This window comes from Oceaniglobus sp. K40-3 (assembly GCF_055808395.1).
This window is the reverse complement of the sequence record NZ_CM147868.1, coordinates 3448318-3465906: the sequence shown is the minus strand read 5'-3', so window position 1 is coordinate 3465906 and position 17589 is coordinate 3448318. Positions and strand designations below refer to the sequence as shown.

Sequence of the window (17589 nt, the reverse complement as noted above, 5' to 3'; positions counted from 1 at the left end):
AATTCTGCAACAACGCCGTTGCGCACTGGCATTCCATGGGCTGATTTGCCCGAACAATACGGCCCGTCCACGACTGTTTACAACCGCTTCAATCGTTGGAGCTATGCAGGCCATTGGGACCGAGTCATGGATGCTATCGCGGATGCGCACAACGTAAACATGGTGATGGTGGACGGGACGTCCATCCGTGCCCATCACGCCGCGACCACGCTCAAAAAAGACCCGCGCGGATGTTTAGGTCGCTCTCGGGGCGGATTAGGGACCAAGATTCATGCACTTACTAATCAAGTCGGCCTGCCGATCCGCTATGAACTGACGCCTGGCCAGGCCCATGATGCCCCCCTTGCAAGACGCTTTTGGACAATCTGCAACCCGGGCAATATGTGCTGGCGGACAAAGCTTCTTTCCGACGCATCGCGACACGATATGAAAAAACATCACGCAACTTCTTGTCGATGATCAAGCTGGCCTCGGTAAGACTCTGGATCGAGTTTTATGAGTCCGCTGCCTAGATCAAGCTGCGATCGAGATGCTGAACTCCAGCACAAAGAACCTGCGGAACATGCAGCCCTACAAGGATCTTCTCGCGATTGCTGTGGAGAGCATCGTAGGTAAGACCGAAGAAAAAGGTGTCGAGAGCCTGTTTGCCCGTGGCGGCACAACTTTGTCCGTCAGCGGCGGCGCTGGGTCTAAAGATTTTGAAGTAGTGAGTTTTTTGATCATCAAGGCTGCCGAATGATCGACATCTTCTTCGAACGCCTCCGGATCCCCGACAGCTGCCGCTCGGACAAGCCACTTTTCAAAAAGCTGTTTCTCGACAACGCGTACCTAAAGGCTGCGGACAAGAAGGCGCTGAGCGGGGATGTGTCGGGCATTCGTTGGCGCTATACGCTGAAGCCGAGTTCGATCAATATCTCGGCATTGAAGGACGACGAACGCGACTACGGAGAGGTGGCGATCCTGTTGGTTGAACTGTCCAGCCCCACCCGTGTGAAATGGCTCGCCAGCTTCATGCAGCAACCTGTTAAGATCATTGCCCCTCGGTTAGGCAGGCGGTGGCAATGGCGCGGTTACAGCTCAAAGCGCATCTGCGACGGATCGGGGTCAGAGCATTTACTGATGCGTTTGAAGCAATCGGACTGATCTGCGGCCTCTTCGATCCAAAAGAATGCTGGCATTACTTCAACGCAGCCGGATATGTCTCAAGTTGCGACCGAAAGGCTTTTAGGGGGTGTCGAAACCAATCCCCTGAGTTCTGCAGGTTTTGAAAGAGGCGATCAGACATATAAAAAGCCCGCCAAGTCTTTGACCTGGCGGGCTTTTGCGTGCTGTGGTTGTGAACGTTGGGTTACTGGCGGTTGCCAAACAGTGACAGCAACATCATGAACATGTTGATAAAGTTCAGATACAGGTTCAATGCGCCCATGATCGCGGCCTTGCCCAGCCATTCCTGATCCATCGCTTGTGCGTGCGCGATGTAGTCGGTCTTGATCCGCTGGGTGTCATAGGCGGTGAGACCTGCAAAGATCAGCACGCCCAGAACCGAGATCGCGAACATGATCGCCGGCGAGCCAAGGAAGATGTTGACGACCGAGGCCACAACCAAACCGATCACGCCCATGATCAGGAACGACCCCCACCCCGAGATGTCTTTCTTGGTGGTATACCCCCAAAGCGAAAGGCCCGCGAAGGCGATGGAGGTGACAAGGAAGGTCTGCGCAATGGAAATGCCGGTGTAGGCGGCAAAGATATAGCTGATGGACAGGCCCATCATCGCCGAGAACGCATAGAAGAAAAGCTGTGCACCGGCCGCCGACAGACGGTTGATCATTGCGCCAAAGGCAAAGACCATGATCAGCGGAGCAAACATCACCAACCATTTCAGCGGGGTGCCGAACACGGCCTGGACCATCGCTTCGTTCGTACCAACGCCCCAGGCAACGCCTGCGGTCAGCAACAGCCCGACGGACATTGTGCTGTAAACTTTGTTCATATGGGCGCGAAGCCCTGCGTCGATCGTGGCCGAACGGGTGCCAGCCCCGGAGCGGATCGTTTGATAGTCAGCCATGGAGCGCCTCCTGAAGGATAAAGTCAAAAGTCGGCCCGAAATGAAAAAGGCCGCCCTTACCCCTGAATATCGGTAAGGTCGGCCTCTATTTCAAGAACGCATTTGATGCATTCACAGTGTTATTGTCAGGATTTTGCAGCCAATCCCACGGCTTGCGCATTACTGGCGCCATTTTGCCGGAACATCCCACAGGGGGCGGCGCGATTCACGGTCGGCCTGGGCACGGGTCAGGCCCAGATCGGCCAGTTGCGAATTGTCCATCCGGCGCAGTTGGCGGCGCTGGCAACGCAGGGCGATCATTGCCGAAAGCGTGGCGAACAGGGTGGGGCGTGTGCGGCCGGCCTGAAGGTGGCGGGGGGCGGAGCGGGTCAGCGAGGTCATGGTCCTGTCCTTTCAGGTTTGTGAAGTAATGCTGTCGGGGCATCATTTATGTTGATGTATATGGGGCGCTGTGTTCAATATGTAAAACGAATGTTTTTTACGTCTGACATCAAGGATTGTGATATGCCCCGAAATCTCGACATGACCGCCCTGCGTTCGTTCGTGGCCGTTGCCGAGACTGGCGGCGTGACCAAGGCCAGCGGGTTCCTGAACCTCACGCAATCGGCCGTTTCGATGCAGCTTAAACGCCTGGAAGACAACATGGGGTTGAACCTCATCGACCGGAGCGCGCGGGCGGTGTCGCTGACCTCGACCGGCGAACAATTGCTGTCCTATGCCCGGCGGATGCTGGACCTGAATGATGAGGTGATGGCCCGGATGACCGCCACAGCGTTCGAGGGTGAACTTATTGTCGGGCTGCCCCCTGATATCGTGCATCCGGCCATGCCTGCGGTGCTGCAACGCTTTGCCAGCGATTTTCCCCGAGTGCGGGTGCATCTGAAATCGGCCCACACCCGGCGGCTGAAACAGATGTTTGCGCGGGGCGAATGCGATTTCATCCTCACGACCGAGGACGGAATAGAGCCGGGCGGTGAAACCTTGCTGCAACTGCCGCTGGTTTGGTTTGGTGCCCCCGGTGGCACTGCGTGGCGTGAACGGCCTTTGCGGCTGGCGTTTTGTTCCAACTGCATTTTCCGCGCAGGTGCGCAGCGGCGCCTTGATGAGGCCGGGATCGCCTGGGAAATGAGCGTGGAATCCGATTCCGAACCGGCGGTCGAGGCGACGGTCAGCGCCGATCTGGCGATCACCGCCATGATCGAAGGCACGTCGCGCGGGTATATGGAACAGATCGCCCACGGCGGGGCCTTGCCCGAATTGAAACGCCAGAACATCAATCTTTATGCTGGCGAATTGTCCCATGGCGCGGTGGCCGAAGGTATGGCGGCATTGTTGCGGCAGCATTACCGCCTGCTCTGATCCGAACGCCCGAACGCCACCCGCGCAGAGTTGTGACCGAAGATGGGGCTTGCCTGATCTTGACTCCCGGGTTGGCCCGCTCATGTAGCGCGGGCATAAACAACAAGGCGGGCAGGCAATGGCGGAAACGAAGGACGGTATCATGGAAACCGTAAAAACGGTGGTCTATGCCCTGTTGATCGCCGGTGTGTTCCGCACCTTGTTTTTTCAACCCTTCTGGATTCCGTCGGGCAGTATGAAAGATACGCTTTTGGTTGGCGACTTTCTGTTCGTCAACAAGATGGCCTATGGGTATTCCAAATATTCCTGCCCCTTCGCGATCTGCCCGATTTCGGGGCGGATTTTCGGCTCTGAACCCAAGCGCGGCGATGTGGTGGTGTTCCGCCATCCGGTGACCGGCAGTGACTTCATCAAGCGGCTGATCGGTTTGCCGGGCGACAGGATTCAGGTGAAAGAGGGTGTTCTTTACATCAACGACCAAGAGGCGGTGCAGACCCCTGATGGCACGTTCAGCGAACCGTTCGAGCAACAGGGACCGGTGGGCAATCTGCCCCAGTGCGAAAACGCCGGTGTGGGCATCGGCGGCACCTGCGAAAAGGCAAAGTTCAAGGAAAAGCTGCCCGACGGGCCAACCCATTCGATCCTGAACATCCGCGACTCGCGGCTTGATAATACCCCCGTCTATACTGTGCCCGAGGGGAATTTCTTTTTCATGGGCGATAACCGCGACAATTCGACCGACAGCCGGGTCAGCCAGAACGCCATGGGCGTTGGCTTTGTCCCCTATGCCAATCTGATCGGGCGGGCGGATCGGGTCATGTTTTCGTCGGCGGGCAAATCCATGCTGTATTTCTGGACCTGGCGTTCAGACCGGTTCTTCAAGGCGATCGAGTGAGGCTGTCAGCCGAACTTCTCGCCTTTTGCGGGCGCCTGGGGTATGATTTCGCCACCCCCGACCACTTGGTGCGCGCCGTGACCCATGCGTCGATTTCCTCGGCCACCCGGCCCGACAACCAGCGGTTGGAGTTTCTGGGGGACCGGGTGCTGGGCCTTGTCATGGCCGAAGCATTGCTCAGGGCCGATCCCGCCGCCGCCGAAGGGCAACTTGCCCCCCGGTTCAACGCCCTTGTGCGCAAGGAAGCCTGTGCCGCCGTCGCCCGTGATATTGATCTGGGTGCCGTGCTGAAACTGGGCCGGTCGGAAATGATTTCCGGCGGGCGGCGCAAAGAGGCGCTGCTGGGGGACGGCATGGAAGCCGTGATCGCCGCCGTTTACCTTGATGGCGGGCTGGATGCGGCCCAAGCGATCATCCTGCGCCACTGGAAATCGCGGATATCCAGCGTCGAATCCGATGCCCGCGACCCCAAGACGAGCCTTCAGGAATGGGCGCAGGCGCGCAAATTGCCGCCCCCCAAATACGTCGAAGTCTCGCGCGATGGCCCGGATCACGCGCCGGTGTTCACGATCGAGGCCCGGTTGCAGACCGGTGACACAGAACAGGCCCGCGCGACCAGCAAACGCGCCGCCGAACAGGCCGCCGCAAGCGCCCTTTTGGCCCGATTGGAGCAGACATGACCCCCGAAACCCGCGCCGGATTTGTCGCCCTGATCGGCGAACCCAACGCCGGCAAATCCACCCTGCTGAACCGCATGGTGGGCGCCAAGATTTCCATCGTCACCCACAAGGTGCAAACCACCCGCGCCCGCATTCGGGGTGTGGCCATGGAAGGCGATGCGCAGATCGTGTTCGTCGATACGCCGGGGTTGTTCAAACCGCGCCGCCGGTTGGACCGTGCCATGGTCAAGGCCGCCTGGGGCGGGGCCGGGGACGCCGACATCGTTATCCTGCTGATCGAGGCGCAGCGCGGCCTGACCGAGGGCGTCGCCGCAATTCTGGAAAATCTGGCCGAACACACCGAAGGCCGGCAGGTGGTTCTGGCCATCAACAAGATTGACCGCGTCGAGGCGCCGGTATTGCTGGCGTTGACCCAAAAACTGAACGCGGCGTTCGATTTTACCGAAACCTTCATGATTTCGGCCGAAAAGGGCCACGGGGTTGAAGACCTGCGCAAATGGCTGGCGGCGGAATTGCCGGTTGGCCCATGGCTCTATCCCGAAGATCAGATTGCCGATCTGCCCATGCGGATGATCGCCGCCGAAATGACCCGCGAAAAGCTGACCCTGCGGTTGCATCAGGAATTGCCCTATGAACTGACGGTCGAAACCGAAAGCTGGGAAGAGAAAAAAGACGGCTCGGCCCGGATCGAACAATTGATCTATGTGCAGCGCGACGGCCACAAGGGCATCATCCTTGGCAAGAAGGGCGAAACCATCAAGGCCGTGTCACAGGCCGCCCGGGCAGAGCTTGAAACCTTCCTTGGCCGCAAGGTGCATCTGTTCCTACAGGTCAAGGTGCGTCCCGGCTGGCTCGACGAAGCGGCGCGATACTCCGAGATCGGCCTGGATTTCAAGGACGGCGATTAACCCCTGCGCGGGCGCGGGGAAAAGAAAAGGCGGATATGCGGCTCACGGCAGAATTCTGGGTGCAGGCCTATCTCACGCGGCTGCGACTGGCCGACATCCCGGCCTTTGTGGTGGCCCACGGCGATGACACCGCCGGCGCGGTTCTGGTCAAACTGAACACGCTGGACGGGCAGGCGCAGGCCTTTCAGCGCCAGTTCGACCTGATGACGGATACACGCCAATGGGTCACCCTCATCGACGGCAATGAACCCGTGGTGGATGCCGTCATCACCCGGCAGCGCGGCTATGATTCCGATCTCTGGGTGATCGAGGTCGAAGATCGCGCAGGGCGCCACCTGCTGGACGAACCCGGGCTGGACGGCTGACATGGACTGGCGCGATCAGGGCGTGCTGCTCACTGTCCGGCGCCACGGCGAAACCTCTGCGATCATCGAGGTGTTCACCGCCACCCATGGCCGCCATGCCGGGGTGGTGCGCGGCGGGGCGGGGCGCCGCCTGTCACCGATCCTGCAACCGGGCGCACAGCTTGATCTCACATGGCGCGCCCGGCTCGAAGATCACCTTGGCGCCTTCACCGTCGAACCTCTGGCCAGCCGCGCAGGGCTGATGGCAGGGCGCCTGTCGCTGGCCGGGCTGAACGCGATCACGGCCCTTCTGGCCTTCTGCCTGCCGGAACGCGAAAGCCATCCACAGCTATACGCCCATTCCATCGCCCTGCTCGATTCTCTGGGTGAAAACGACGATTGGCCGCTGTCCTACCTTCACTGGGAACAGGCATTGCTCGAAGAAACCGGGTTCGGCCTCGATCTCACCTCTTGCGCCGCCACGGGCAGTTTCGATGATCTGGCCTATGTTTCCCCCGCACGGGCCGCGCGGTCAGCCGCCAAGGCGCGGGAGAATGGGCCGATCGCCTGCTGCCGTTGCCGCTGTGCATGTTGGGGCAGGGCACCGCCTCGGCCACGGAATTGCGCGCTGGGCTGCGCACCACCGGGCATTTCCTGCAAACCCACCTTGCGCCGTCCCTGGGCAACCGCCCCTGCCTGCGGCGCGGCAACGGCTGCTTGATCTGTTCGCCCGTCACTTCTGAGCGCGAAACACCATCTCGCGCTTGGTCTCGTCGCTCAGGATCAACACGTTGCCCGTCGCCTCAACCAGGGTCATCGCGCGCAGGGCTGCGAAAAACCTGTCCTCGGCCTCTTGCTCGGGGCAGGTGGCACGGGTGCTCAGAATATTTTCGATCTTCACCCATGGGTAGGGCAGCCCCTGTTTGGCCGACCAACGGTTGCACGGCGCCGCGCCCACCACCTTGCCTTCGCCCGGAAAGGTGATTGTCGCACGGGCGGAAAAATCCGCGCCGCCGATGCTTTGCAATGCGAACGACGTTTCAGGGTCGACAAATGCCGACACGGTTTCGTCGCTGGAACAGGCCGCAAGGGCCAGCAGGATCAGGAAATACTTCATGGCCCTGACATGACAAGCGCCCGCGCATTTCACAAGTCCGGCCCGGGCTTTTTACTGATAAAAATACTCTCGCCGAAGGCGTTCCACCCTCAGCCAAGCAGACGCCGGGCGATGACCTGCGCCTGAATCTCGGCAGCGCCTTCAAAGATGTTCAGGATCCGCGCATCGCACAGGATTCGCGAAATCGGATATTCCAGGGCAAACCCGTTGCCCCCGTGAATCTGCAATCCATTGTCAGCAGCAGCCCATGCAACCCGCGCCCCCAGCAGCTTGGCCATTCCCGCCTCCAGATCGCAGCGCTGGCCGTCGTCCTTGCGTCGGGCGCTGAAATAAGTGAGCTGGCGCGCCACCATGATTTCAACCGCCATCATCGCCAGTTTGCCCGACACCCGGGGGAATTCGATCAGGGCCTTGCCGAATTGCTGACGCCCCCCGGCATAGGCCATGGACACGTCCAGCGCCGATTGGGCCACGCCGATCGCGCGGGCGGCGGTTTGAATGCGAGCGCTTTCAAACGTTTCCATCAACTGCTTGAACCCCTGGCCGGTTTCCCCGCCCAACAGGTTTTCACCCTTCACCGCAAACCCGTCAAAGGCCAGTTCATATTCCTTCATCCCCCGGTATCCCAACACGCCGATTTCACCCCCGGTCATGCCCGGTGTGGGGAACGGCACCGCATCTTCGCCCGGTGTCTTTTCGGCCAGAAACATCGACAGGCCCCGGTAATCGCTGGTGTCGGGTTCTGTGCGTGCCAGCAGAGTCATCACATGGGTGCGCGATGCGTGGGTGATCCAGGTCTTGTTGCCGGTCACGCTCCAATCGTCACCGTCGCGCAGGGCCCGGGTGCGCAGCGCCCCAAGGTCGGACCCGGTATTGGGTTCGGTAAACACCGCCGTGGGCAGGATTTCACCACTGGCCAGCCCGGGCAGCCATTTTTGCTTTTGCGCTTCGGTGCCGCCACACAGGATCAGCTCAGCGGCGATTTCGCTGCGGGTGCCAAGGCTCCCAACGCCGATATAGCCCCGCGACAATTCTTCGCTGACGACGCACATGCTGGCCTTGGACAGGCCAAAGCCGCCGTATTCTTCGGGGATGGTCAGGCCGAATACCCCCAGTTCCGCCATTTCGTTGATGATCTCCAGCGGGATCAATTCATCTTTCAGGTGCCAATCGTGGGCATGGGGCGTGACCTTGTCCTGGGCAAAGCGGCGGAACTGATCGCGGATCATTTCCAGCTCATCGTCCAGCCCGGTTGCGCCCATTGTGCTGTGCGCCGTCTGGTCCTGCATCAGCGCCACAAGACGGCTGCGCGCGGCCTGGGTGTTGCCCCCTTGGGTCAGGGTCACAACGGCAGGCACCATCAGAGCGCGTATGTCGTCCTGGGTCAGGCCAATGTCTTGCGGGCGGAGGATTTCGCCCTGAGACATGGGCAGGCCACCATGGATTTGGCCCAGAAATTCACCAAAGCTGATTTGCAGCAACAAGTGTTCGATCTCGCCAAACCGCCCGTTGCTTTGCAATGCTTCGGCCCAGCCGTGCATCTGGCGCAGGGCCTGGGCATAGGTGGCCAGCCACGCCAGCCCATGGGCGGCCGTCTGATTTTCTTCGATCAGCCGGGGCGATACTTTGCCATTTTCGCTCAGGGCGGCGCGCAGGGTTTCGGTGGCCCGGGCGGTGAGGGTATCGACCGCCTCAACCGCTGGTCCGCACAGGGCCAGCAGGCCTTTCAGCAAGGCCGGGTTGTCGGTGGTGCCGGGGGATTGTGCATCTCGGGGCATCGGGCTCTCCGTGGTTGTGCGGTTGCAGCATGACATAATGCAGGCGCGGCACTCGCGCAACAACATTTCTTTTTTATGCCGTGTATTGAACATAAATAACCCAACGCTTCGCCGTTGGCGCGCTGGGGGCGCTGGGATAGACAGAGCAGGTACAACGCCGGGGGTATCAATTGGCCGATTTCACTGTAACGCTTTGGGTGTTCATTTGCGGCACGGCGGTGCTGGCCGGATTTGTCAAAGGTGCGGTCGGCTTTGCCCTGCCGACGATCCTGATTTCCCTGCTCGGCTCGGTTCTGCCGCCGGACCGGGCGCTGGCGGCGCTGATCGTTCCCACTCTGATCGCCAACGGTTGGCAAGCCACGCGCGGCGGGCTGGGCCCGGCGGCAGCATCGGCGCGGCTGCATTGGCGGTTTATCGCCATGGTGATGGTGTTTATCGTCCTGTCGGCGCAACTGGTTACGGTATTGCCGACGCGGGCCATGTATCTGATCCTCAGCGTGCCGATCGTGGTGTTTGCGCTGACGCAACTGGCAGGTTGGGCCTTGCGGATTGCGCCGGGCCACCGGCGGCGGGCGGAACTGGGGATCGGGGCGCTGGCCGGGGCCATTGGCGGGGTTTCCGGCGTCTGGGGGCCGCCCACCGTGATGTATCTGACGGCATTGGAAACACCCAAAATGGAGCAGATCCGGGTTCAGGGCGTGGTGTATGGTTTGGGCGCGGTGATGCTGTTGGGGGCGCATGTCCGCTCGGGGATTTTAAACCTGCAAACACTGCCCCTGTCGCTGTTCCTGCTGGTTCCGGTGGGCATCGGTCTGGTGTTGGGGTTTGTGGCACAGGACCGGCTGGATCAGGCGCGCTTTAAACGGATGACGCTGATCGTGCTGGTGCTGGCGGGGCTGAATTTGCTGCGGCGCGGGCTGTTTGGCTGAGGCCACGAAAAAAGGGCAGGGGGGTGCCCTGCCCTTGGTTGCGCACCATGACGGTGACCTGTCAGCCGATGGCGACCGCCTTAACGTCGTCGTCGATGTGATCGGCGTATTGGGCGAAGTTTTCCGAGAACATGGCGACAAGCTTTGCCGCCTGCCGGTCATAGCTTTCGGGGTTGTCCCAGGTGCGGCGCGGGTCCAGCAGGATGTCGGGAACGCCGATCACCGAACTTGGCACCTCAAAGCCGAAATTCTTGTCCTTGCGGAACGGTGCCTTTTCCAGTGACCCGTCCAATGCCGCGGTCAGCAGGGCGCGGGTGGCTTTGATCGGCATCCGCGACCCGGTGCCATAGGCGCCGCCGGTCCAGCCGGTGTTGACCAGCCAGCAGGTTGCGCCGTGCTTGGCGATCTTGGATTTGAGCAATTCGCCGTATGTCTCGGGGCGGCGGGGCATGAACGGGGCGCCGAAACAGGTGCTGAAGGTCGGTTCCGGTTCGGTCACGCCGCGTTCGGTTCCGGCCACTTTCGAGGTGAACCCCGAGAGGAAGTGATACATCGCCTGCGCCGGGGTCAGCCGGGCAATCGGGGGCAGCACGCCAAAGGCATCGCAGGTCAGCATGATGATATTCTTGGGGTGGCCCCCCAGCGCGCTTTGCGATGCGTTCGAGATATAGTGCAGCGGATAGGCACAGCGCATGTTGGCCGTCAGGCTGTCATCCTCGAAATCCAATTCCTTGGTTTCGGGGTCATAGATCATGTTCTCGATGACCGTGGCGAATTTTTCGGTGGTGGCAAAGATTTCCGGCTCGGCCTCGGGCGAAAGGTTGATGGTCTTTGCGTAACACCCGCCCTCAAAGTTGAAGGTGCCACGATCAGACCAGCCGTGTTCATCATCCCCGATCAGGGTGCGTGCCGGATCGGCGGACAGGGTGGTTTTGCCGGTGCCCGACAGGCCAAAGAACACGGCCGTGTCCACCGGATTGCCCGGCGCATGGTTGGCCGAACAATGCATGGGCATGATGCCCTTTTCCGGCAGCATATAGTTCAGCAGGGTGAACACCGATTTCTTGTTCTCGCCGGCATATTCGGTGCCGCCGATCAAGATCACCTTGCGATCAAAGTTGAGGGCGATCACCGTACCGGACCGGCAACCGTGCCGTTTCGGGTCGGCGGTAAAGCTGGGGCAGTTGATGATCGTGAAATCGGCGACAAACTCATCCAGATCGGTGCGCTCGGGGCGGCGCAGCAGGGTGCGGATGAACAGCGAATGCCAGGCCAGCTCTGTCACCACCCGCACGTCAAGCTGATGGGCCGGATCGGCGCCGCCATACAGATCCTGCACGAAATAATCGCGCCCCTTCATATGTTCCAGCATGTCGTCATACAGCCGGTCAAAGGCGTCGGGCGCCATTTCGGCGTTGTTGTCCCACCAGATGGTGTCTTCGGTGGTCGCGCTGCGCACCACATGTTTGTCATTGGGGGATCGCCCGGTAAATTTGCCTGTGGTGACCAACAAGGTGCCGCCGCGCCCCATCTCGCCCTCATTGCGGGTCAGGGCGTGGGTCATCAGGTCGGGCTCGGGCAAGTTGTAATAGACGTTTCCCAAACCGGTGATTCCGTTTTGTTCCAGCGTTTGTGTCGGGTTGACCCGTCCTGTGCCCATGGTGGCTCTCCTGTTTGTCCCGCTTTGGGGTGCCTGCACCGCCTGCTTTACGCGGTGTCACTTAGGCAAAACATTTGTACGCGGGGGCGCGCAAGTGGTTAGCGCAACCAGCCCCGGGTTTAGCGCAACCATGTCAGAATGGTGTTATCCACAGCCGCCCCGGATGGCGCGAAAACGCTAAAAGTGAGACAATTTAGCCATTGCTAAGACCTTTGAGGTTAAATTGTGGCGCCGATACCGGCCTGATCTCGCACTTAATTGTTGATTCTGGGACTCCGAGACAGGATTATGGTTTCAAAACAACAAAACAATAAACGAGCAGCACAAGGAAAACCTATGTCGAGGATCGCATTGGTGGACGACGACAGGAATATCCTGACGTCCGTGTCCATGACACTTGAGGCAGAGGGTTTCGAAGTTGAAACCTATAACGACGGGCAGGCCGCACTGGACGCTTTTAACAAGCGACTGCCGGACATGGCCGTATTTGATATCAAGATGCCGCGCATGGATGGCATGGACCTGCTTCAGCGGGTGCGCCAGAAAACCGCGATGCCGGTGATTTTTCTAACCTCCAAGGATGATGAGATCGACGAGGTTCTGGGCCTGCGCATGGGGGCCGACGACTACGTGAAAAAGCCGTTTTCACAGCGTCTTCTGGTCGAACGCATCCGGGCATTGCTGCGCCGCCAGGAGGTGATTTCAGGCGACGAAGTGACCGAGGCAGAGGCATCTCAGGTGATGCAGCGCGGCGAACTGTCGATGGATCCGCTGCGCCATGCGGTGGTTTGGAAAGGCATGGATGTATCGCTGACCGTCACCGAATTCCTGCTGTTGCAGGCGTTGGCGCAGCGCCCCGGCTTCGTGAAATCCCGTGATCAGTTGATGGATGTCGCCTATGACGATCAGGTCTATGTCGATGATCGGACAATTGACAGCCATATCAAACGGTTGCGCAAGAAAATGCGCAGCGTTGACAATGAGTTTTCCGCGATCGAGACCCTGTATGGTATCGGCTATCGCTATAACGAAGAGTAAGCAATGACGATGGCGTCGGGGATCGAAGTGGGCAAGGCAGCGACTGGCAAACAGCGCGGCGTGGTGCTGGGCGAAGACTGGACCAGTCCCGGTGCCGGCGTTGAACAAGAGTTGCGCGACCGGCGGCGGAAACGCGGGCTGATTTCGATCAACCGCTCGCCGCTGGCACGCAAGATCATCACGTTCAATTTGCTGGCAATTCTGGTTCTCGTGGCCGGGGTGCTGTATCTTAACCCATTCCGCGACAGTCTGGTGGTGCAGCGCGAAGCGTCGCTGGTGACCGAGGCGGGTCTGGTGTCCAATGTCTTTGCCGCGAAAATGGCGCAGACCGGCACGATGGACCCGGAAGCGGTGCTTGGCGGTCTGAGCTTTGCCAATGCGAACGAAATCTTTGTTTACGACCGGTCCGGCGCCCTGATCGGTTCGACCGTTGGCATTGAACGGGGTCGCCCGGAAAATCTGGGCGCGTTTGATTCGGGCGAGGGCAGCACGGCCATTACCGATTTTCTCAATACCCTGTGGGAAGGAATGTCGTCGATATTCGCGTCGGGTTCGTCTGACACGCCGCCCGCCGATTTCGAGGCGCAGGCGCGCAATCTGGTTCACCTAACCCTGTCAGGGGCAGGCCAGGTAAACACCGGCGTCGATGGGAACGGGGGCGCTGTTTTTGCCGTGACCAGCCCGATCATCCAGAATGATCAGGTGATCGGTGTCGTGGCGATCACCAGCGCGGCGGGTGAAATTGACCGTCTGGTGCGCGAAGAGCGTGAACAGGTTTTACAGATGTTCGTTATCGCTATCCTGGTCTCCATCGGGCTAAGCTTGGTTCTGGCTTCGACCATCGCCAACCCCCTGTCCGATCTGGCCGCAGCGGCGGAAATCGGGCGCGACCGCAATTCAAAAACCGTAAAGCCCAGCCGGGTGCGTATTCCCGATCTGACGGCCCGGCCTGATGAAATCGGGCGCCTGTCCGGCGCACTGCGGGGCATGGTGGCCGCACTTTACGACAGGATAGATGCGAACGAACAATTTGCCGCCGACGTGGCCCATGAGATCAAGAACCCGTTGGCGTCGCTGCGCTCGGCCGTGGGCAGCCTGCGGTTCGTCAAGAAGGACGAACAGCGCGAACGCCTGCTTGACGTGATTGACCACGACGTGCGCCGCCTTGACCGGCTGGTCAGCGACATCTCCAACGCATCGCGGCTGGACAGTGAGCTGGTCAAGGAAGACGAGGAAAGCTTTGATCTTTTGAACATGCTGGGCAATCTGGCCGAACATCTGGGCGAGAATGCCAGGGCCAAAGGGGTTGAGTTCATCTCTGATCTGCCGGCGGACCCGATCATTATTGACGGTCTGGAAAGCAGGCTGGCGCAGGTTTTTGTCAATCTGATCACCAACGCGATTTCCTTTTGCGAAGATGGCGACGCCATCCGTGTCTGGGCGCGCAAGCGTGAGAACCGGGTGCTGATCGTGGTCGAGGACACGGGCCCTGGCATCCCCGAAACGGCGCTGACCAAGGTATTCAACCGGTTCTATTCGGAACGCCCTGAGGGCCAGTTTGGCAACAATTCGGGCCTTGGGCTGGCGATTTCGAAACAGATCGTCGATGCCCATGGTGGTGTGATCTGGGCCGAAAACATCCGCCCCACCGACGCCGACATCACCTCTGATCCCCTCGGGGCACGCTTTGTGGTTGGCCTGCCGGTTTGAATTCGGAACACGGGGCCAACAGTATCGTTCTGCATGCCTCGTCCGTGGTGCTGAATGGCAATGCCGCCGTGATTGCGGGGGGCAGCGGGGCGGGTAAATCGGCGCTGGCGCTTGCGTTGATGGCGCTTGGATGTGGCCTGATTGCCGATGACCAGAGCAATCTGTTTTTGTGCCATGGTCGGCTGTGGGTGGGCGCCCCTGCGCCCCTGCCACCGCTGATCGAGGCACGGGGAATCGGCCTGATACCGGTCGCCCTTGCGCCAGCCGCGCCGGCATTCGTGATCGTCGATCTGGATGCAGCCCCGCGCGAACGCTTGCCCACCCCGCAGACCCGCCACATTCTGGGCTGTGATATTCCGCTGCTTGCCGGGAAGATCGGTTCGCATCTGGCTCCGGCGCTGCTATTGATTCTGAAAACCGGACAGGTGCCACACCATGGATGATTTCCACCGCCCGATCCCACCGGACAGCCCGGTTCGCGTGGTTTTGGTTACCGGGCCGTCGGGGGCCGGGCGCTCGACCGCGATCAACGCGCTTGAGGATATGGGGTTCGAGGCGATCGACAATCTGCCGCTTTCGCTTTTGCCACTGCTTTTGGACAGAGCACCCCCCAACCGCCCGCTGGCCTTGGGCCTTGATGCGCGCAACCGTGATTTTTCGACCCTCGGCTTGATCGAGGCGATTGACCGGATTGCCGCGACACCGGATCTCAGGGCCGATGTGTTGTTTCTGGATGCCAGCACCGAGGTATTGCAGCGTCGTTATTCCGAAACGCGCCGCCGTCATCCTCTTGCCCCTGCCGAAACCCCGGAAGACGGCATCGCACGTGAAATCGATCTTTTGGCGCCCATCCGTGCGCGCTCGGATATCGTGATCGACACCTCCGAGATGAGCGCCCATGACCTGCGCGCCGAATTGGCCATGTGGTTTGACGGGGCAAAGGGCGGCGATCTGGCGGTCTCGGTGCAATCCTTTTCGTACAAGCGGGGCTTGCCGCACGGGGTTGATATGGTGTTCGACGTGCGGTTCCTGCAAAACCCCTATTGGGAACCTGCCCTGCGCCCGTTGAACGGCACTGACCCGGGGGTGGCCGCCTATGTTGCCGCCGATCCGCGATATGACGAGGTGTTTGAACGGGTGCGCGATTTGCTGCTGATCCTGCTGCCTGCCTACCGCGATGAGGGCAAGACGCATCTGGCCATCGGGTTTGGCTGCACCGGGGGGCAACACCGCTCGGTCGCCGTTGCGGAAGCCATGGCGAAAGCCCTTGCAGAGGCCGATTGGCAAGTGTCAACTAGGCACCGTGAAATGGAGCGGCGGGCCGCAATTGCGGCCGGGGCGAAACAGGTTTGATGCCACGGGTCGCGGAAAATTGGCCGCTATGAGGCTGAATGCGGGGTGAATTCGCGTGATCGGTATCGTGATCGTGGCCCATGGGGGATTGGCGGCTGAATTTCAGGCCGCGGTTGAACATGTGGTTGGAAAACAGACAGGCGTGGTGTCGATTTCGATCGGTCCCGACGGCGATCGGGTGGCAAAGCAGGCCGAGATCTGCGGCGCCGCCGATGCGGTGGACGTGGGCGATGGGGTGGTTGTTGCGACCGATATGTTTGGCGGCTCGCCCAGCAACCTGTCCCTGCGTGCCTGTCGGCCTGCGGACCGGCAGATCGTTTACGGGGTCAACCTTCCGTTGCTTATCAAGCTGGCCAAATCCCGCCAGCGTTCCATGCCCGATGCCGTGCAGATGGCGCTGGCGGCGGGGCGCAAGTATATCGATGCCTTCGTGGTGCCCGGGGAGGACACAGAATGACAACGACAGTGACGCGCAAGCTGAAAATCGTGAACGAAAAGGGGCTGCATGCCCGGGCGTCGGCCAGACTGGTCGAAGTGGTCGAACAGCATGACGCCCGGGCGGCAGTGTCCAAGGACGGGCTGAGCGCGGCCGGCGACAGCATCATGGGGCTTTTGATGTTGGCAGCCTCCAAGGGAACCTTTATTGAGGTTCAGACCAGCGGCCCCGAGGCCGATCAACTGGCAGAAGCGATTGAAACACTGGTGGCCAACAGGTTTGGGGAAGAGATGTAGCGCCCCTCGCCCGGTCAGGAAGGGCGCGGCGCGTGGCACCAACGCCAACCGACAGCGGCACTGCGACGGTGGTGCACCCCCGTCTGACGCGCCGACGTCAGAACCGGAACATCCGGGCATTCTTGACGCGACTCGCCCCCTTGTGGGGCAGGGGGATGGCGGCAATCTGGCCGATCAGCCCTATGACCGGCGCCGCCTGTCCTATGCGGGGACGTTCACCAATCCATGGCAATCGCGCGCGATTCAGGGGCTGGAATTCCTCACTGGCAAGTTGCGGGTTCTGCATCTGATCCGCCGGTTCGAGGCAATGGGCGTGCCCCATGGACAGGGATTCTGGGCGCAGGCCCTTGGGGTGATGGGGATTACCCTGACCACCCCCGCCGATGAGATTGCCCGCATTCCCGCCACCGGCCCGGTGGTTATCACGGCCAATCACCCCCACGGTCTGGTTGATGGTATGGTGCTGGCCGAACTGGTGGGGCGGGTGCGCACGGATTACAAGATCCTCACCCGGTCGCTGTTGACCGGGGTGGGCGAGATTGAACAATTCATGATCCCGGTCCCGTTCCCCCACGAGGCGGATTCGTTGAAGCAAAACCTTGCCATGCGTCGGCGGGCAATGGCCCATTTGGCCGAGGGCGGCGTGATCGTGCTGTTCCCCTCTGGCGTCGTGGCGTCGTCGGCAACGATGTTTGGCCCTGCGATCGAGGCCGAATGGAACCCGTTCACCGCCAAGATGATTCTGCGCTCGGGTGCCACTGTGGTGCCGATCTATTTCCCCGGTCAGAATTCACGCTGGTATCAGATGGCAAACCGGGTGTCTGCCACGCTGCGCCAGGGGTTGTTGTTGCACGAGGTGGCCCATTCGACAAACAAGCCACAGGCGCCCCGGGTCGGCGTGCCGGTTTCGCCTGGCGAACTGGCCGAATGGTCGGCCAACCCCAGGGGGTTCATGGCGTGGTTGCGCGCGCGAACCCTGTCACTTGGATCATGACAGCGGATGCCATGATCCGGGCGT

The 17589-nt window shown here is 60.6% G+C and carries 21 protein-coding genes and 1 pseudogene; 17 read left to right on the top strand and 5 right to left on the bottom strand.

Annotated features, from left to right (window positions below; translation table 11 throughout):
• Nucleotides 1-18: 18 nt before the first annotated feature.
• From AC0L7P_RS18025 to AC0L7P_RS18015, 3 genes are all read left to right on the top strand, one after another.
• Nucleotides 19-459, top strand: coding sequence for an IS5 family transposase (locus tag AC0L7P_RS18025; protein ID WP_473433961.1), 441 nt, complete (start codon nt 19-21; stop codon nt 457-459).
• Nucleotides 460-562: 103 nt separating this feature from the next.
• Complete coding sequence (locus AC0L7P_RS18020) at nt 563-739, top strand: hypothetical protein (RefSeq protein WP_473433960.1); 177 nt, start codon at nt 563-565, stop codon at nt 737-739.
• Nucleotides 736-1143, top strand: a complete 408-nt coding sequence (locus tag AC0L7P_RS18015) for a DUF4391 domain-containing protein (RefSeq protein WP_473433959.1) — start codon at nt 736-738, stop codon at nt 1141-1143. Before AC0L7P_RS18020 ends, AC0L7P_RS18015 begins: the two co-directional genes overlap by 4 nt.
• 205 nt (nt 1144-1348) lie before the next feature.
• Here the strand turns inward: AC0L7P_RS18015 and AC0L7P_RS18010 are convergent, their stop codons facing one another.
• Both AC0L7P_RS18010 and AC0L7P_RS18005 read right to left on the bottom strand, forming a co-directional pair.
• Nucleotides 1349-2068 (bottom strand): Bax inhibitor-1/YccA family protein, encoded by a 720-nt coding sequence (locus tag AC0L7P_RS18010; RefSeq protein ID WP_473433958.1) that lies wholly within the window; start codon nt 2066-2068, stop codon nt 1349-1351.
• 159 nt (nt 2069-2227) lie between these two features.
• A complete protein-coding gene (locus AC0L7P_RS18005) occupies nt 2228-2449 on the bottom strand; it encodes a YjiS-like domain-containing protein (protein WP_473433957.1) in 222 nt (73 codons plus the stop codon).
• 123 nt (nt 2450-2572) lie between these two features.
• Between AC0L7P_RS18005 and AC0L7P_RS18000 the strand changes: the two genes are divergently transcribed.
• From AC0L7P_RS18000 to recO, 6 genes and pseudogenes are all read left to right on the top strand, one after another.
• Nucleotides 2573-3427 carry a LysR family transcriptional regulator gene (locus tag AC0L7P_RS18000; protein WP_473433956.1) on the top strand — a complete coding sequence of 285 codons (855 nt, stop codon included), beginning with the start codon at nt 2573-2575 and terminating at the stop codon, nt 3425-3427.
• A 118-nt stretch (nt 3428-3545) separates the two neighbouring features.
• Nucleotides 3546-4322, top strand: a complete 777-nt coding sequence (gene lepB, locus AC0L7P_RS17995) for a signal peptidase I (RefSeq protein WP_473433955.1) — start codon at nt 3546-3548, stop codon at nt 4320-4322.
• A pseudogene (rnc, locus tag AC0L7P_RS17990) lies at nt 4319-5003 on the top strand (ribonuclease III); the annotation flags it as partial. The gene lepB and the pseudogene rnc, both read left to right, overlap by 4 nt.
• Nucleotides 4999-5910 (top strand): GTPase Era, encoded by a 912-nt coding sequence (era, locus tag AC0L7P_RS17985; RefSeq protein WP_473433954.1) that lies wholly within the window; start codon nt 4999-5001, stop codon nt 5908-5910. The pseudogene rnc and the gene era, both read left to right, overlap by 5 nt.
• Before the next feature lie 35 nt (nt 5911-5945).
• Nucleotides 5946-6275: a DUF1491 family protein gene (locus AC0L7P_RS17980; RefSeq protein WP_473433953.1), complete on the top strand. Its 330-nt coding sequence runs from the start codon at nt 5946-5948 to the stop codon at nt 6273-6275.
• Between the two features lies 1 nt (nt 6276).
• Nucleotides 6277-6975, top strand: coding sequence for a DNA repair protein RecO (gene recO / locus AC0L7P_RS17975; protein ID WP_473433952.1), 699 nt, complete (start codon nt 6277-6279; stop codon nt 6973-6975).
• A gap of 12 nt (nt 6976-6987) precedes the next feature.
• Here recO and AC0L7P_RS17970 read toward each other — a convergent pair whose 3' ends face one another.
• Nucleotides 6988-7371, bottom strand: coding sequence for an META domain-containing protein (locus tag AC0L7P_RS17970; protein ID WP_473433951.1), 384 nt, complete (start codon nt 7369-7371; stop codon nt 6988-6990).
• A gap of 89 nt (nt 7372-7460) precedes the next feature.
• Entirely contained in the window at nt 7461-9149 is a 1689-nt protein-coding gene (locus AC0L7P_RS17965) for an acyl-CoA dehydrogenase family protein (RefSeq protein ID WP_473433950.1), read from the bottom strand.
• 170 nt (nt 9150-9319) lie between these two features.
• Here AC0L7P_RS17965 and AC0L7P_RS17960 point away from each other — a divergent pair, with 170 nt between their 5' ends.
• Nucleotides 9320-10078: a TSUP family transporter gene (locus AC0L7P_RS17960; RefSeq protein WP_473433949.1), complete on the top strand. Its 759-nt coding sequence runs from the start codon at nt 9320-9322 to the stop codon at nt 10076-10078.
• Nucleotides 10079-10139: 61 nt separating this feature from the next.
• On the opposite strand, the gene AC0L7P_RS17955 is transcribed toward AC0L7P_RS17960, so the two are convergent.
• Nucleotides 10140-11738: a phosphoenolpyruvate carboxykinase gene (locus tag AC0L7P_RS17955; RefSeq protein WP_473433948.1), complete on the bottom strand. Its 1599-nt coding sequence runs from the start codon at nt 11736-11738 to the stop codon at nt 10140-10142.
• Nucleotides 11739-12074: 336 nt separating this feature from the next.
• Between AC0L7P_RS17955 and AC0L7P_RS17950 the strand changes: the two genes are divergently transcribed.
• The 7 genes from AC0L7P_RS17950 (at nt 12075) to AC0L7P_RS17920 (ending at nt 17565) form a co-directional block, all read left to right on the top strand.
• The gene (locus tag AC0L7P_RS17950; protein ID WP_473433947.1) at nt 12075-12776 is read left to right on the top strand and encodes a response regulator transcription factor; all 702 of its coding nucleotides are present in this window, start codon (nt 12075-12077) and stop codon (nt 12774-12776) included.
• A gap of 3 nt (nt 12777-12779) precedes the next feature.
• Nucleotides 12780-14486 carry a sensor N-terminal transmembrane domain-containing protein gene (locus AC0L7P_RS17945; RefSeq protein ID WP_473433946.1) on the top strand — a complete coding sequence of 569 codons (1707 nt, stop codon included), beginning with the start codon at nt 12780-12782 and terminating at the stop codon, nt 14484-14486.
• A complete protein-coding gene (locus AC0L7P_RS17940) occupies nt 14483-14929 on the top strand; it encodes an HPr kinase/phosphorylase (RefSeq protein ID WP_473433945.1) in 447 nt (148 codons plus the stop codon). The genes AC0L7P_RS17945 and AC0L7P_RS17940 overlap by 4 nt, the downstream gene beginning before the upstream one ends.
• Nucleotides 14922-15839 (top strand): RNase adapter RapZ, encoded by a 918-nt coding sequence (gene rapZ, locus AC0L7P_RS17935; protein WP_473433944.1) that lies wholly within the window; start codon nt 14922-14924, stop codon nt 15837-15839. The genes AC0L7P_RS17940 and rapZ overlap by 8 nt, the downstream gene beginning before the upstream one ends.
• Before the next feature lie 55 nt (nt 15840-15894).
• Nucleotides 15895-16296 carry a PTS sugar transporter subunit IIA gene (locus AC0L7P_RS17930; RefSeq protein ID WP_473433943.1) on the top strand — a complete coding sequence of 134 codons (402 nt, stop codon included), beginning with the start codon at nt 15895-15897 and terminating at the stop codon, nt 16294-16296.
• Nucleotides 16293-16571 carry an HPr family phosphocarrier protein gene (locus AC0L7P_RS17925; RefSeq protein WP_473433942.1) on the top strand — a complete coding sequence of 93 codons (279 nt, stop codon included), beginning with the start codon at nt 16293-16295 and terminating at the stop codon, nt 16569-16571. The genes AC0L7P_RS17930 and AC0L7P_RS17925 overlap by 4 nt, the downstream gene beginning before the upstream one ends.
• Nucleotides 16572-16713: 142 nt before the next feature.
• Nucleotides 16714-17565 carry a lysophospholipid acyltransferase family protein gene (locus AC0L7P_RS17920; protein WP_473433941.1) on the top strand — a complete coding sequence of 284 codons (852 nt, stop codon included), beginning with the start codon at nt 16714-16716 and terminating at the stop codon, nt 17563-17565.
• Nucleotides 17566-17589 lie beyond the last annotated feature (24 nt).